Source organism: Mesorhizobium sp. WSM4823, assembly GCF_055811195.1.
On the sequence record NZ_JBVVQL010000001.1, the window covers coordinates 469,486 to 485,133 of the forward strand.

The window sequence follows — 15,648 nt, forward strand, 5'->3', positions numbered from 1 at the left end:
GAGGATTCAAGCCAATGAACCTGGATCGCGTCATCACGGTCGTCGGGGCCCATGCCGAAGGCGAGGTGGGCCGGGTGATCACCGGCGGCGTCCTGCCGCCGCCCGGTGCCACGATGTTCGAGCGCATGGAGGCCCTGGAACGCGATAGCGCATGGCTCCGCAACATGCTGCTGTTCGACCCGCGCGGCAGCGTCAATGCAGCCGTCAACCTGATCACGCCGCCGATACGCGCTGATGCCGATATCGGCATGATCGTCATGGAGTCGGATTATTTCGTGCCGATGTCGGGCTCGAACCTGATCTGTACGGTCACGGTCGCCCTCGAGGCGGGCATGATCCCGATGCGCGGCGCTGAGACCGTCGTCAGGGTGGATACGCCGGCCGGCCTGGTCGAGGTGACGGCGGACTGCAGCGGTGGCAAATGCCGCCGCATCACGTTCCGCAACGTCCCGTCGTTCGTCATGCATCGCGACCGGATGGTCGACGTGCCAGGGATCGGATCGCTGCGGGTCGATGTCGCCTATGGCGGCATGATCTACTGCATCGTCGATGCCGAGGATGTCGGTGTGACGCTGGCCCGCGACGAGGCGCGCGACCTGATCGAACTCGGCGAGCGCATCAAGGCCGCGGCCGCCGAACAGCTTCCCTCGATCCATCCGGAGAACCCGTCGATCAACACCATCAACCAGACCGAGTTCGCCGGTCCGCTGCGGGTCGTCGATGGCGTGAAGACCTCGAAGAATGCTGTTGTCGTTTCTCCCGGCCGGCTCGACCGTTGTCCCTGCGGTACGGGAACCTCCGCGCGCATGGCATTACTGCACGGACGCGGCGATCTCGCTGTGGGCGAGAAATTCCGGCATACCTCGATACTCGACACCGTCTTCGATTGCGGCATCGTTGGAACGGCCACGGCGGGCAATGTGCCCGCGGTGGTGACGGAGATATCCGGGCGCGCCTGGCTGACCGGAGTGAGCCACTACGGGGTTGATCCGGAGGATCCCTTCCCCGAGGGCTATCGCCTGTCGGACACCTGGTTCACGTAACCGCAGAAACTTCGCCGGCTACTCAAACTGCGCAAGACCCATCACGCAACACGAACCGGACAGGCAAGCAAACCGATGACGAAGTCAAAGAATACCGACCTGACCTGGCTCAACCCGCCACCACACCTCGCGTTTTCAGGCAACACTTTAAATGTGCGCACCGGCAAGGAGACCGATTTCTGGCGCGAGACATTCTACGATTTCTGGCGCGACAGCGGTCATTTCCTCTATCGCCAGGTCGAAGGCGACTTCAGCGCCGAGGTCACGGTCAAGGGCGACTACAAGATACTCTACGACCAGGCCGGATTGATGGCCCGGTTGAGCGAGACGCACTGGGTTAAGGCCGGCATCGAGTACACCGACGGGCTGATGTACTTCTCCGTCGTCGTCACCAACGACGCGTCCGATTGGTCGCTGGTCAGTATTCCGGCCGGCCCGGACGGCGTCAGGATCCGCTTGACCCGCCACGCCGAAGCGATCCGCGTTCAATATCTCGATGCGTCCGACGGCCACTGGAAGCCGGTGCGGCTTGCCTATTTCCCGCCTTCGAAAACGATCGATGTCGGCATGATGTGCTGCTCGCCGCAACGGGAAGGTTTCGAAGTCACTTTCAGTGATTTTTCGGTTGGCCCGGCGATTTCGAGGGAACTTCATGACTGAGACACACAAAGCGGTGCCAGCCGCGAGCCGCGCGCCTCGAGATGCGGGCAAGGTCCGCTGGGCGATCGTGGGAGCAAGCCAGATCGCCCGCTCCTGGGTCGCCAAGGCGATCCAGTCCGTGCCGGATGCGGAATTGGTGGCCGTTGTCAGCAGAAGTGCGCAGCGCGGCCGTGCGTTCGCCGACGATCTCGGGATACCGGTATCCGCGACAAGCCTCAAATCCCTTCTTGCCGAAACCGCGCTCGACGCAGTCTACGTCTCGACGAACAATGACAGGCATTGCGACGACACGCTCGAGGCTGCGGCAGCCGGCCTGCACGTGCTTTGCGAAAAGCCGCTGGGGCTGACGCTGTATGATGCCGTCAAGATGGCCAGGGCCTGCGACAGCGCCGGCATAGTCCTGGCGACAAACCATCATATGCGTGGCGCGGCGACGCACAGGGCCATCCGCGACCTGGTGCAAACAGGCCAGATCGGCCGGCCGCTTGCCGCACGTGTGATGTATTGTGAATACCTGCCCAAGGAATTGCAGACCTGGCGCACGAAGGACAAGGAACAGGGCGGGGTCATCTACGACTTGACCGTGCACAATGTCGACGTTCTGCGCTTCGTCCTTGCGGACGAGCCGGTCGAGGTCATGTCGATGAAGGCGAGCAGTCTGATCGGCGAGAATGGCGTGGAGGACCAGGTGCAATCCATCGTCAATTTCGCTTCCGGCTTGATAGCCTACATGCATGAGGGCCAGGTCTTCGCCCATCACGAGACCGCGCTTGAGATCCATGGCACTGAGGGGTCGATCTATGGCCGGGGCATCCTGGATGAGGCGCCGTCCGGTCGGGTCTATCTTCGCCGCGGCACCGAGATGACGGAAATCCCGGTCGAGACCGCCAACCTCTACGCCACCACGATCGCCCAGTTCGACGCGGCAGTGCTTCGTGGCGAACAACCGGCGGCGACGGGTTGGGACGGGGTCGCCTCGCTTGCCACGGCACTAGCCGTCAGGCGTTCGGCACAAGAGGGGGTGCGTGTGTCCGTGCCACGCTTCGAGGGAAATCCGCCCGTTCCGGTGGCATGACATGCCCGTATGGGCGCTGCAGCAAGGTCGATTTCAGGGTGGACTTTCAAATAGAATATTGTAGATTGGATACATTATTGCGAAAAGCGAGTCCAAGGAGAGACCAGATGATGACGCATTGGCAGGGGGTATTCCCGGCGGTTACGACCAAGCTCGACCAGGACGGTTCGATCAATCTCGAAGCGACGCAGGCAAGCATCAACCGTCTGATCGACAATGGCGTTTCGGGCATCATCGTGCTGCCGATGCTCGGCGAGAATGCGTCGCTGCTGCCGCAGGAGAAGGAAGCCGTCATCCGGGCCGCGAAGGAAGCCATTGCCGGCCGCGTTCCGCTTCTCTCCGGCTTGGCCGAGATTTCGACCGCAGGCGCGGTCGCCAGCGCCCGCAAGTTCCAGGATTACGGCGCCGAAGGCCTGATGGTGTTCCCGAGCCTGGGCTACAAGACCGACCCGCGCGAGACGGCGGAATGGTACAAGGCGATCGCCGGCGCCAGCGACCTGCCGATCATGATTTACAATAACCCGATCGCCTACGGCGTCGATGTCACGCCCGCCATCCTCGAGGTGCTGGCCGATTGCCCGACCATCGTGGCGGTCAAGGAAGAGACCGGCGACGTGCGCCGGGTCACCGACATGTTCATCGCGCTGGGCAATCGCTTCGATATCTTTTGCGGCGTCGACGACCAGATCGTCGAGAGCATGTCGCTCGGCGCTACGGGCTGGGTTTCGGGCATGACCAATGCCTGGCCGAAGGAATGCGTCCAGATATTCAACCTGTGCGCGGCCGGGAATTTTGCCGGGGCACGCGACCTCTATCGCGTCATGACGCCGTCCTTCCACCTCGATACGCATGTGAAGCTGGTTCAATACATCAAAATGGCCGAGCACCTCGTCTACGGCGCACCGGAATGGACCCGGGCGCCGCGACTGCCGCTGGCCGGCGAGGAGCGCGAGCGCGTCGTTGCCACGATCAAGGCGACGATCGAGCAGCTCAAGCAGATGCAGTCACGCCGGGCTGCCTGATCTCACGCCAACGTCTGGGTCGAGGGGCAAAGCTCCGCGTCGGTTGCGCTTCTAAGCCGCAGCCGATGTGTCAGGGATGGACTGTATGGATAAAGTTCCAATGTTCGGCGTGTCCGACCTGAAGCAGACGCGCGATATGGCGCGGCGGCTAGACACGTCCTGGATCGGCGGCGGCTTTTCTCGCGACGGCGGCTCCGAGATCGCAAACATCATGTCTCCCTTCGACGGGGAAATGATCAGCGAGGTCGGCTTTGCCAGCGAGAGGCAGGTAGATCTCGCCGTGCAGGCTGCCCGTACGGCGCTGAAGGCGGATTGGGGCGGGATGGGGCACGAAGGACGCGCAAGGTTGATCCGTGCGCTGGCGGACGCCATCGAAAAAAATCGGCTCGAATTGGCGCTTCTCGAAAGCCTCGACGTCGGCAAGCCGATCCTGCATTCCTACAATGACGATGTGCCGACGACGATCGGTGTGCTGCGCTGGTATGCCAGCCTGATCGAAACCGCCTACGACCTCAGCCCAGCCCGTCGCAAAGGCGTGCTCAGCCAGATCGTGCGCGAGCCGCAAGGTGTGGTCGGCATCGTCCTGCCCTGGAACTATCCGCTGACCACGCTGGCGCTGAAGATCGGCCCGGCGCTGGCCGCCGGCAACACGGTCGTCTGCAAGCCGGCCGACGATACGCCGCTCACCACGCTGCGGCTGGCGGAACTGGCGATCGAAGCGGGATTCCCGGCTGGCGTCATCAATGTCGTGCCCGGCACCGGCGCGGTTGCCGGAAAGGCGCTGGGCCTGCATGGCGATGTGTCGGCGATCAACTTCACCGGCTCGACCGCTACTGGACGGCGCTTCCTGCACTATTCGGCCGATTCGAACCTGAAGGAAATTTCGCTGGAATGCGGCGGCAAGAATCCTGCCATCATCCTGCCTGATGTCAAATCGCTCGACCGTTTCGCAGACGACATTTCGACCGGCTTTCTGATGAATTCCGGCCAGCTCTGTTCGTCGATATCGAGGGTTCTCGCGCCGCGCACGCTGGAAGCCGATCTTCGCGACATGCTCGCCGCGAAGATGAGGGAATGGCCGATCGGCGATCCGTTCGATCCGGCCACACGCATCGGGCCGCTGGTCAGCGACGCCCATGCGGCCAAGGTCAATCGCGCCATCGACACCGAGAAGCAGCGCAACAATGATTTCAGCGTGTCGATAGCCGAAGTCACGGGCGCGTCGCCACGCCTGACAAAGCCGGTGGTGTTCTTCGACGTCGCCGAAAATGCCGATGCCTGGAGAGAGGAAATTTTCGGGCCGGTTTTGTCCGTCAGGTTCTACGATGAATTGGATGATGCCGTCCGCAGCGCCAATGACACGCAATATGGCCTGAGTGCCTATGTCTTCGGCGAGAATCCAGACGCAATTAGCGAAGCTTCGGCTACGCTCGACGCCGGTTTCGTGGCGATCAACGCCTTCTGCGAGGGCGACTTCACGACGCCGTTCGGCGGCTTCAAGACGTCCGGCTTCGGCGGCAAGGACAAAGGCATTCATTCGCTCGACCAGTATTCCAGGACCAAAAGCATCTGGTGGGCGACATAGGAATTCAGCCTGGCCCGAAACAACCGGCCAGGTGCAAGTGAAGGAAAGTTCGACATGGCTTCCAAGGCGTATGACTATATCGTCGTCGGGGCAGGTGCCGCCGGTTCGATCGTCGCCGCCAGGCTAGGCGAGGACAAGAGCGTTCGAGTGCTGGTGTTGGAGGCCGGCCCGAGCGACAATTCCATCTACGTTCGCATGCCGGCCGCCATGTCCTATCCGCTGACCGACCAGCGCCGGACCTGGAGTTTCGAGACGGGGCCGGAGGCCGCGCTCGGCGAGCGCATGATCACGCATGTCAGGGGCAAGATGCTGGGCGGCTCCGGGTCGCTCAACGGCATGGTCTATGTTCGCGGCAATCCGCGCGATTTCGACGGCTGGGCACAGGACGGTCTGCCGGATTGGTCGTATGCGCATTGCCTGCCCTATTTCAAAAGGCTGGAGACTTACGACAAGGGCGCCAATGCCTATCGGGGCGGCGACGGCCCCATCGCGGTCACCACGCTCAAAGGCGATCTGCCGGTTTTCAAGGCGTTTATCGAGGCCGGCCAGCAGGCCGGGCACGACCTTAACCCCGACTATAATGCCTATCGCCAGGAAGGCGTCCATATCTACCAGGCAAATATCGACAGAGGCGTACGGGCGAGCGGCGGCAGGGCCTATCTCAGGCCTGTCATGCGCAAGGGCAATGTCGAGCTGAAGCTCAACGCGCTGGTGCATCGGGTCAATTTCGACGGCAAGCGCGCGGTCGGCGTTACCTACGAGACGGATGGCGCGGTCCACACCGTCGAAGCCGGACGCGAAGTGGTGCTGTGCGGCGGCGCCTTCAACTCGCCGCAGCTTTTGCTGCTGTCGGGCGTCGGTCGCTCAGACGAACTGGGCAGTCTGGGCATCAAGTCGGTCGCGGACGTGCGAGGTGTCGGCAAGGGGCTGGTCGACCATGTCGCCGTTTCGGTGCGTTACAGGGCATCGCGTCGGGGCGTCTCGCCCGCCATGGACCTGAACATGTTCAAGATGGGGCTGATCGGCGCGCAATGGCTGTTTCTGCGTTCCGGGCTCGGCGTGACAAATCTTTGGGAAGTCGGCACGTTCTTCAGGAGCAGTGCGGCTGCCGACTATGCCAACATCCAGCACGAGTTTCTGCCGATGCTGGGCGAACTCATGCACGGCAAGGTCAATATCGAGGAGGGGTTCCAATACCAGACCTGCCTGATGCGGCCTAAGAGCCGGGGCGCCGTTACGCTGAAATCAGCTGACCCGCGGATGCATCCGTCGATCGTTTCCAATTACCTCGCGCATCCGCAAGACCAGCGGGATCTGATCGACGGCGTGCGTCACACCGACGAGATCATCCAGCAGCGCGCCTGGGACGGCATGCGCGGGCAAGCCTTGACGCCTGGGCTCAGAACGATGCCCGATGCCGAAGTGCTTGCCTGGCTAAAGGAAAACCTCGGCACGCAATACCACCCCTGCTCGACCTGCCGTATGGGCGTCGACGACATGTCGGTGGTCGACGCCAACGGAAAGGTGCACGAGACCGAGGGATTGCGTGTCATCGATGCTTCGGTCATGCCGCGGATCACCAGCGGCAATTTGCACTGCCCGACCATGATGATTGCGGAAAAGCTTGTCGACCGCGTGCGCGGGCGCGCGCCGCTGTCGCCAGAGGCGGCTGAGTATGCGGATCAGCGTTGATGCAATGCCGACATTGGACCTCAAGGAAATATTGGATACGATCCTGCGACAAGTAGAACGATTCTGAAAGCGCCTGCTATGCCGACACCGCCTAAGCCTCTGTTGCAGCGCCAGACCGTAACCGCGATGGTGGCGGAATACATAGCCGCCAAAATCATCGGCGGCGATTATCCCGGCGGCCATCAGATCCGCCAGGAAGCGATCGCAGCCGAGTTGGGCGTCAGCCGGATCCCGGTGCGCGAGGCGCTTCTGCAACTGGAAGCCGAAGGTCTTGTTGTCATCAGGACGCATCGTGGCGCAGTCGTTTCCGATCTGTCGGCTGACGATGCGATCGACCTGTTCGACGCACGGCTTCTGCTGGAACCCTTCCTCGTCAAAAAGGCCCTAGCGCGCCTGTCCAATCAGGACATCGCCAATGCCGAGCGGGCGCTTCAGGATTACGAGGCTGCTATCGCCAAGGGCGATCCGAAGGAGCTCAGCCGTCTCAACTGGGCCTTTCACACGGCGCTGCTCGAACCGTCGATGCGACCGCGTTCGATGGCGGTGCTTCAAACGCTCTACAGTTCGGCGGATCGCTATCTGCGCCTGCAGATCGAACCGTTGAAGGCGCAGACCAAAGCGCTGCAGGAGCATCGTGACATTTTTGAAGCCTATCGCCGGCGCGACACGGTCGAGACATCGAGACTGCTCAAGAAGCACGTCGCCGACGCGGCCGATGAGATCGTCAGCCAACTGAAGCGGGGCGAAGCAGCCGGCTGATCCTGTCCCGGATTTTTATTTGCGCCGCCGTTCACAGTTCCCTTATTCGCCGTACAGAGTGCTGCCGCTTTGGCGGTCGAAGACATAGATGTCTTGCGGGTCGACAAAGAGGGGAAGTTCGCTTCCTCGTCGCAAGGAACCATCGGGCGGCACGCGCGCAACGGCCTTCGTGCCAGCGATGGTGAAGTGAACGAGCGGGTCCATTCCAAGAGGTTCGACGAGCTCCGCAGTGGCGCTGATCCTGTTTCCAGACTCGCTGCCTTTTGGATCGGGCGAAAGATGTTCGGGCCGGATGCCGAGATCAACAACCTGTCCCGCCACATCGGCAAATCTGGGGATGTCGCTTGGCAGTTCGAGGCGTGTGCCATCGGACAGGACGCCGCTGAATCGACCGTCGTTTCGTTCGAGCGTCGCGCTGACGAAATTCATGCCCGGGGATCCGATGAATCCGGCGACGAACTTGGTTGCAGGCCTCAGATATAGTTCCTGAGGCGGCGCTATCTGCTCGATCCTGCCAGCATTCATCACCACGACCCTGTCGGCAAGCGTCATCGCCTCGATCTGATCATGGGTGACATAGACGGTCGTGGTCGGCACCGCTTCGTGGATCTGTTTAATCTCGGCACGCATCTGGACGCGGAGTTTGGCGTCGAGGTTCGAGAGCGGCTCGTCGAAAAGAAATACAGCCGGATTCCTGATCATCGCGCGGCCCATGGCAACGCGCTGGCGCTGTCCGCCGGACAGTTGCCTTGGCTTGCGTTTGAGCAGATGTTCGATGTCCAGGATCCGCGCGGTCTCGGCCAGCCGCGTCTGGATTTCGCCGCGCGGCGTCTTCTTCAAACGCAACCCGAACGTGATGTTGTCCTCGACCGAGAGATGCGGGTAGAGCGCGTAATTCTGGAAAACCATGGCGATGTCGCGCTCTCCCGGCAACAGGTCGTTGACCCGCCGCTCGCCGATCTTGATCTCGCCATCCGTTATCGTCTCCAATCCCGCGATCATGCGCAGCGTAGTGGACTTTCCGCAGCCGGAAGGGCCGACAAGGACCACGAATTCATGGTCCTTGATCGTGAGATCGATCCCGTGAACGGTTTGAACGCCCCCATAGGCTTTCACGACTTTATTCAGCTCGATGGCAGCCATCGGACCCTCCGGTGCTGGATCTCGGCGGTTATCTATCGCGGACGAGGACGTTGTCGCTTGCGAGCCAGAATGGTGCGAAATAAAGCGGTGTTGAGGAAAGCGGCAAGATGTCCGGCCGCAGTTCCACGCCGAGCTTTTCTTTCATGAAGGCGCGGCGTGCCGCCATGCGCTTGAAGACCGCCGGATGTTTGACCTCCAGCTCGGCCCGAAGCGCTTCATCGGCAAGCACGACCGCGTCCTCGCAGTTCAGCGCCCAGCCATCGGCGATCGGCGTCGGGATGATATCGACCTGGAAATGCATGCCCGAACGGATGCGATCCGTGGATCCTGGCCGGATCGGGCTGTGCGTCCATTCCTCGTAGCCGCCGAGATGCCCCGGGTTGAGCGCCGGCCTCAGCTTCGCTTTGGCGAGAGTCGACGTCACGGCCTCATGAAGAGTGCCGCCCTCGACACCGATCGAGGCACTCTCATACCAGGAGATCAAGCCCTGGAAGTAGCCTTTGGCGATGGCGAGAAATTCGTCATCGGCACGATCGAGAAGGCCTGCCCGGGAGGAAAGGCCGCCCCAATGTCCGACCGCGGTCGTCACGCCGTCGCCCCGCCTAAGCTTGCGGCCCGTTGCGCTTCGCAGGCCAATCACCGGCTCGCCCTTGCTGGCCGATGCGAACATGGTGTGGACGTTCAGCGGGTCTCCGGCATAGCCCATGCGCGCAACCGCATCGAACTCGCTGTCGCCCTCCCGCACTCCCGAAACGATCCGCCACATTGCCAACGAGCTGCGTGATGCTGCCCATTCGAAGGCCGCGATCTGATCGGCATCGATGGTGACGGCGATGCCATTTTCAGGATGCATCAGGATATGAGTCGCGTCCCGCAATCCGCCGGAAGCGCCAACTGCTCGCTGGAACGCCTGCACGTGGACCGCGGGAACGAAAAAGGCCGTTTCGGGAGCTTCGTCCTCGAACGGTTCGAGATATTTCCAGCCCACCAGCCCTACGGTGTCGCCGGCTTTTATTCCAGCATCGCCAAGACGAGCGGAAAAGCGAGGGAAGCGAGAGCGATCCTGCGCCATGAGGCTCAATGTCTGGGCCAGAAGCACGCTCATCCCGGGCAGACGCGCCAGCGGCGCGTAGCTCTCGCACTCGTTGCCCGTGAGAAGCACGCGCTTGTCGTTTGGCCCAAGCAGGAGGAAGGCTTCTTCGAAGCGCGGCTCGAAACCGCTCAGGAAGGCGATGTTGCTGAAATGCTCCCGGTCCGCATAGATCGCCAGCCAGTCGCATCCTGCCTTGTCGTAGGTAGCGCGGGCGCGCGTATCGTATGTCTCAACGGGAATGTCCGGCTTTTCGCCGAAGGAACCGAAGTCCGGCAATGGAACGGAGGTGAGGGATGTGGTCATATGGCGTCCTTTTTTCGTGTCGGGGCAAGAACAATGAAAATCGACTGCGAGGGAGATCAATCGCCGTAGATTCGGGCCTGCGCGTCCCATGCAAAATCCTTGTCGAGAGGGTAGGTCGGACGCGGCAAGACGTTCCATTGGAGCCGTGTCATGTCCAATTGCGAGGTGCCGTCGCTCAGCAGGAGGATATGCCGGGCTGAGATGTCCTCGAGTTGCGGGTGGAGATAGCCAAGCTTGACGACATACGCCTTGTGCCTGGTCGGATCGATGTCCATTGCCAGGAAATGGTGCGGCGTGGTTATCCCAATGGCATTGGCGTGGAATGTTGCAATGACATTGCCGCTGCGAACCTTGGCCCACGCGCCTTCCCTTGACCGGTATGGCTGGAAGCCCGGCAGCACCAATTCTTCTCCGCATGCCTCGACGAGCACGCTGACGCGATACGCTGTCTTCGGGCGGGAAAGGTGCTCGCTTCCCAACTCGATCTCGACCGTCGAGCCGACCCCGGCCTGGACAAGCCTGCGGACGGTTTCGGGAGCGGTAATGCCAGCGACCACGATGTCGCTGACCAACTCGTCTGCAAGCGCCGCCTGCAATACAAGCGTCAGGTCTCCGGCCGCACCCGCCGTCGTGTTGTCTCCGGAATCGGATACGAAAACGGGACGCTCGGGACATTCGACTGCGAGCCGCAACCCGTGGCGAACCTCCGCAGTCTCCATCTTGAGATCGAATTCGGCGCGTCTGGCCCATATCGCCCGCGCCAATCGTGTCGCCTGCGCACGCGCGACCTCGGCATCGCCATCGCTTACCGCAATCGCTGACACGGCGGTCCACGGCCTGTCGTTCCACGCGAACCCGACAAGGATGTTTGCTTCCATCATGCCCGGCACGCTGTCGTATTCCGGCAGCGCGCCGTAGAGGCTTTTCGCAGGCTCCAGTGCCGTGACCGCAGTCTCGCCAGGGACGAGGATTGGCAGGCTCACGACGGATTTCTTGGGCGTGATGCCGGTTCGGATGACCCGGATAAGCTGGTCTGCCGCCCGGTACCCCGTCTGCCTGTCGTCACGATGTGGCGCGGTGCGCAGAACGCTGATCACCGTTGACGCGTCGAGAAGCTCCGGAGTCATGTCGCCATGCAGATCAAGCGACAGCCCGATCGGCACATCCGGCCCGAGGGCATTCCTGACGGCACAGATGAAATCGGTATCTGCGTCGACGTCCAGCCCCTGGACTTCCAACGCGCCATGATTGGCGATCAGCATCCCATCGAACGGACCGTGTGTGCTGATGAGCGCGAGCGTCTTGTCCTTGACCTCTCGGTATGCCGACAATTCGAGCGGGCCGCCGGGCAACGCAGTGGCCCAGTACAACGGCACCGCCTCGACGTCGCTATCTTCCGCCATGCGCGCCAGCATGCCTCGGACCATCCAGACATCGCCTTCGGACATGTCCTTGCCGGTGTAGTGCTGGATTGCGTCCCATGTGGTCGGGACCGGGGAGGCGAGCATGATCTCGATGGAGAGGCCGACAATAGCTATGCGCATTCTCTGACTTTCGAACTGACCTGAGCTGAATTCACGGAAGCACGTGGGGGGAGTCGAGACCGGTGACACCATCGAGTGCGAGCGCGACACCGCCGAGAAACGGGCTGACGGTCGACAGTTGCGAGAAAATGACCTTGGTCTGAACCGACATCGAAGGGTGCGCCAGTCGTTGCATCGCGCGCTCGACCGCCGGCCGCAGGTAAGGCTCGGCGCTCGCCATATCGCCGCCAAGGCAAACCAGCGGCGGATTGAAGATGTTCACGAGACTGGAAATCGCCGAACCGAGGACGGCGCCGGCATTGTCGAGCACGCCGACAACCACTTCGTCACTGGCGTCGGCGCGCTCCATAATGTCCTTGAACGAGGATGGCCGATTGCCGGTCAGCCTGTCGATCTCCTCTGCCAGCCCGGGCTCGGAAAGATAAGGCGAAAGGCAACCCGAGGCGCCGCACGAACAATAGCGGCCCTGCGGGACAACCTTGATGTGCCCCAGTTCGCCCGCCAGTCCGCTGGCGCCGCGATAGATGTCGCCGTCAAGGAACAGGGCGCCGCCGACACCCGAGCCCGAAAACAGGTAGATGAAATCCTTGATGTCGATGCACTCGCCGAACATGTATTCCGCCATAGCGGCGGCCTTGCCGTCATTGCCCGCGAAGACGGGCGCATCGAGTGCCTCGGAGAACATGTCCACCACCGGGACCCCGCGCCATCCAAGGACGGGTGCGTGAAGCAGCACGCCTTCGTCGGTGAGGAGGCCCGGAAGCGAAATGCCGACACCGAGCGTCTCGCTGGTGCGGCCGCATTCACCGACAATTTCCTTGACTCCTTGGGCGACGAGATCGGCGACCCTGTCGAGCTTGCCGTCGAAGGTCTGGGCCCTCGAGCACAGAGGAATTCCGTCGAGCGCGGCAGCGACATAGCCGATTGTGTCCGCCTCGATCTGGACGCCGACGATCAGGCCGCTTTCAGGAGAAATGGTAAGACCTTCCATGGGGCGGCCAGGTTTGTTGCTGGTCGCTACAGGATTGCGTTCGACCAGGCCCAACTCACTGAATTGATTGATAATCGAGGAAACGACCGACTTGTCGATGCCCGTCCTTGCAACGATATCGCGCTGCGAAACGTTGGGCTCGATGCGTATCCTGTGAAAGATCGCATTGGCATTGAAATGCCTGATGTACGACTTGCCCAAGCCTCGCTCCGATATTTTTCTTGTTATGAGAATAATTGATACGAGGAGATCAGCCGCATTGTCAATCTCCGGGCAGTCATCGAATTCCATGTTTCAAAAAAGATAGGATAAAACAAAGAGGTAGGCCAAATCTCTGGTCGATCGCATTCGACGATTCGGAAATTTTGCGCGCAATCTGTTGACGTCTGTCGATTTTTAGAGGTAGGTTTTTCTTGTTTACAGAATATATGCCGGCGACACCAACGTTCGGCTCAACAGAGGGTAGAACAATGCGTAACTTGAAGTGGATCGGCGTGGCGCTTGGCGTGCTCGCCGGCGCATCAGCGGCCAGGGCCGACGGCCCGAAGGAGCTTTGGCATTATTATGCGGCCGGATCTGAAAAGGCCGGCATCGAAGCCTTGATCGCTTTCGCCAACAAACAGAATCCCGACAATCAGATCGTCGGCAAGGTGATCCCGGGCAACGCGGTTGAAATGCGTCGCCAATTGCAGACTGCCTTCATGGGAGACACGCCGCCGGCCGCATATCAGAGCTCGATGGCCTTCGAGCTCAAGACCTTCGTCGACAGCGGCAAGCTCCATGATCTTTCGGAGACCTGGGCGAAAATCAAGGGCGACGAGATTTTCCCGGAGGGCGTGCAGCGCGTCGTCAAGGTCGACGGCAAGCCCTATGGCATCCCCTATGATTTGTCGCTGATCAACAACATCTTCTACAGCAAGGCGATCTTCGAAAAGGCCGGGCTTCAGCCTCCCAAGGACTATGAGGGCCTGGTGGCCGTTTGCGACAAGCTGCGCGCGGCCGGCGTCGAGCCCCTGGGCAATGCAGGAGGCCCATTCTGGAGCCTGTACAATTTCTACGCGCCGCTCGTCTCCACCGTCGGCACCGAGGGCTACTACAAGATCGCAAGCGGCGAGCTCGGCTTCGACAGCCCGGAATTCCGCAAGGCTATCGAGCTGTATCGCGACACCATGGTCAAGTGCTACGCCAAGAACTGGAGCGGCAAGACCTGGACCCAGACAGCCGACGATGTCGTCAACGGCAATACCGGGATGTTCATGATGGGCGCCTGGGCGGCCGCCTATTTCAAACAGGCGGGTTTCGCACCCGTTGAGAAGTTCGACGTGTTTCCAGCGCCCGGCACAGAGGGCAAGGCCATCTTCCAGATGGATGCCTTTGCCGTTCCGGAAGGTCCGGCCGACACGCTCGAAACCGCTGAGAAATTCGTCATCTCGGCGGCGTCGGCAGAAGGCCAGGCAGCCTTTGCCGTTCCGAAAGGCTCGCTCGCGCCAAACGTGACCGTCGATCCGTCGATCTATGATGCCGTCGGCGCCAAATTCGCCAAGCAACTGGCGGATGCGTCGAAGGCCAACGCGGTGCTGCCGAACCTGTTCTTCCTGCTGCCGACGAAAGTCGGCACCGAACTCGGCGTCCAACTCGAGAAATTCGCGATCGACCCTTCCGATGCAAATGCGAGCGAGTTGATCTCGACGCTCGAGAGCCTCCGGCAGGAAGCCCAGGCGGAGGGTGCTTACCTGAAGTGGTGATCTCCTGGTCGGGCCGACCATGCCGGCCCGACCTCCTCCTTGACCGCGCGGCATCAGCTCACAAGAGACAATTCGACATGCCCAACGTCCAACTCATGCGCCGGAAGTTTCAGACCGCAGGGATGACGCACGCAATCTTCTTGTCACTTCCCGTGACCCTTTTTGCGGTTTTCTATGTCTATCCCATCATTTCCACATTCAATCTGTCGCTTCACAGTTGGGATGGTTTCTCGCCCACGCCGAAATATGTCGGGCTGCGGAACTATGTCGTGCTGCTTCACCAGTCGCGCTTCTACCACGCCGTCCTGAACAACATTTCCTGGCTCGTCTTCCTCCTGCTTGGGCCGACAAGCCTCGGCCTGCTCCTGGCGGCCTTGCTCGACAGGGGGATGAAAGGCGAGTCGGTTTTCCGCGTCGTCTTCTTCCTGCCTTTCACCATCCCGGCCGTTGCCGTGGCTGCGATTTGGCGCTGGATGTATGAGCCGACCAGCGGTCTGCTGACGACGATCCTCCAGTCGGCCGGGCTGGGCGGCCTGGCCCAGAACTGGCTGGGCGACCCCTCGATCGTCAATTTCGCGCTCATGGGTTCGATGTTGTGGTGGACGACCGGTTTTGCTTTCCTGGTGTTCTTCGCCGGCCTGCGCAACATTCCGGTGGAGTACATAGAGGCGGCAAGGATCGAGGGCGCGACGCCCTGGCAAGTGTTCTGGAAGGTCAGCTTCCCGCTTCTGTGGCCCTCGACGATCGTCGTCCTCGGTATGGCAGCGGTCGACGCGATGCGCTTGTTCGACATCGTCTGGGCGATGACCAATGGCGGCCCCGCATACGCATCCGAGGTGCTCGCCACGCAGATGTACGATACCGCCTTCGGCAGGTTTGAAATGGGCCGCGCCAGTGCGATCTCGGTCTACCTTCTCGTGATCGCTGGCGTCATCATCATGCCTTACATCCACCAACTGGCAAAACGCGTCCAGGACGCCGAGGCGGAATAGC

Annotated in this window: 13 protein-coding genes; 9 read left to right on the forward strand and 4 right to left on the reverse strand. The window is 61.3% G+C overall.

From position 1 onward, the window contains the following. Positions 1-14 precede the first annotated feature (14 nt). The 7 genes from AC0L26_RS02310 to AC0L26_RS02340 all read left to right on the forward strand — a co-directional run bounded on the left by AC0L26_RS02310 (position 15) and on the right by AC0L26_RS02340 (position 7,836). Positions 15-1,043 carry a proline racemase family protein gene (locus AC0L26_RS02310; protein WP_473631063.1) on the forward strand — a complete coding sequence of 343 codons (1,029 nt, stop codon included), beginning with the start codon at positions 15-17 and terminating at the stop codon, positions 1,041-1,043. Positions 1,044-1,118: 75 nt separating this feature from the next. Then, on the forward strand, positions 1,119-1,703 hold the full coding sequence (locus AC0L26_RS02315; RefSeq protein WP_473631064.1) for a DUF1349 domain-containing protein: 585 nt from the start codon (positions 1,119-1,121) through the stop codon (positions 1,701-1,703). Next, complete coding sequence (locus AC0L26_RS02320; RefSeq protein WP_473631065.1) at positions 1,696-2,778, forward strand: Gfo/Idh/MocA family protein; 1,083 nt, start codon at positions 1,696-1,698, stop codon at positions 2,776-2,778. Before AC0L26_RS02315 ends, AC0L26_RS02320 begins: the two co-directional genes overlap by 8 nt. Positions 2,779-2,888: 110 nt before the next feature. Continuing rightward, on the forward strand, positions 2,889-3,800 hold the full coding sequence (locus AC0L26_RS02325) for a dihydrodipicolinate synthase family protein (RefSeq protein WP_473631520.1): 912 nt from the start codon (positions 2,889-2,891) through the stop codon (positions 3,798-3,800). 85 nt (positions 3,801-3,885) lie between these two features. Then, on the forward strand, positions 3,886-5,385 hold the full coding sequence (locus AC0L26_RS02330) for an aldehyde dehydrogenase family protein (protein WP_473631066.1): 1,500 nt from the start codon (positions 3,886-3,888) through the stop codon (positions 5,383-5,385). Positions 5,386-5,439: 54 nt separating this feature from the next. Further along, a complete protein-coding gene (locus tag AC0L26_RS02335) occupies positions 5,440-7,077 on the forward strand; it encodes a choline dehydrogenase (protein ID WP_473631067.1) in 1,638 nt (545 codons plus the stop codon). Between the two features lie 78 nt (positions 7,078-7,155). After that, positions 7,156-7,836 carry a GntR family transcriptional regulator gene (locus AC0L26_RS02340; protein ID WP_473631068.1) on the forward strand — a complete coding sequence of 227 codons (681 nt, stop codon included), beginning with the start codon at positions 7,156-7,158 and terminating at the stop codon, positions 7,834-7,836. Between the two features lie 42 nt (positions 7,837-7,878). On the opposite strand, the gene AC0L26_RS02345 is transcribed toward AC0L26_RS02340, so the two are convergent. Genes AC0L26_RS02345 through AC0L26_RS02360 form a run of 4 tightly spaced genes read right to left on the reverse strand, consistent with a single transcriptional unit; the run spans position 7,879 to position 13,111 of the window. After that, positions 7,879-8,979, reverse strand: a complete 1,101-nt coding sequence (locus tag AC0L26_RS02345; RefSeq protein ID WP_473631069.1) for an ABC transporter ATP-binding protein — start codon at positions 8,977-8,979, stop codon at positions 7,879-7,881. A 28-nt stretch (positions 8,980-9,007) separates the two neighbouring features. Continuing rightward, positions 9,008-10,375, reverse strand: a complete 1,368-nt coding sequence (locus tag AC0L26_RS02350) for a Xaa-Pro aminopeptidase (RefSeq protein WP_473631070.1) — start codon at positions 10,373-10,375, stop codon at positions 9,008-9,010. A gap of 56 nt (positions 10,376-10,431) precedes the next feature. After that, positions 10,432-11,919 carry a M81 family metallopeptidase gene (locus AC0L26_RS02355; protein ID WP_473631071.1) on the reverse strand — a complete coding sequence of 496 codons (1,488 nt, stop codon included), beginning with the start codon at positions 11,917-11,919 and terminating at the stop codon, positions 10,432-10,434. Between the two features lie 31 nt (positions 11,920-11,950). Continuing rightward, positions 11,951-13,111 (reverse strand): ROK family protein, encoded by a 1,161-nt coding sequence (locus AC0L26_RS02360; RefSeq protein ID WP_473631072.1) that lies wholly within the window; start codon positions 13,109-13,111, stop codon positions 11,951-11,953. Positions 13,112-13,380: 269 nt separating this feature from the next. On the opposite strand from AC0L26_RS02360, the gene AC0L26_RS02365 reads away from it, so the two are divergent. Next, the gene (locus tag AC0L26_RS02365; protein ID WP_473631073.1) at positions 13,381-14,655 is read left to right on the forward strand and encodes an ABC transporter substrate-binding protein; all 1,275 of its coding nucleotides are present in this window, start codon (positions 13,381-13,383) and stop codon (positions 14,653-14,655) included. Positions 14,656-14,807: 152 nt separating this feature from the next. After that, positions 14,808-15,647 (forward strand): carbohydrate ABC transporter permease, encoded by an 840-nt coding sequence (locus AC0L26_RS02370; RefSeq protein ID WP_473631074.1) that lies wholly within the window; start codon positions 14,808-14,810, stop codon positions 15,645-15,647. The last annotated feature ends 1 nt before the right edge of the window (position 15,648 follow it).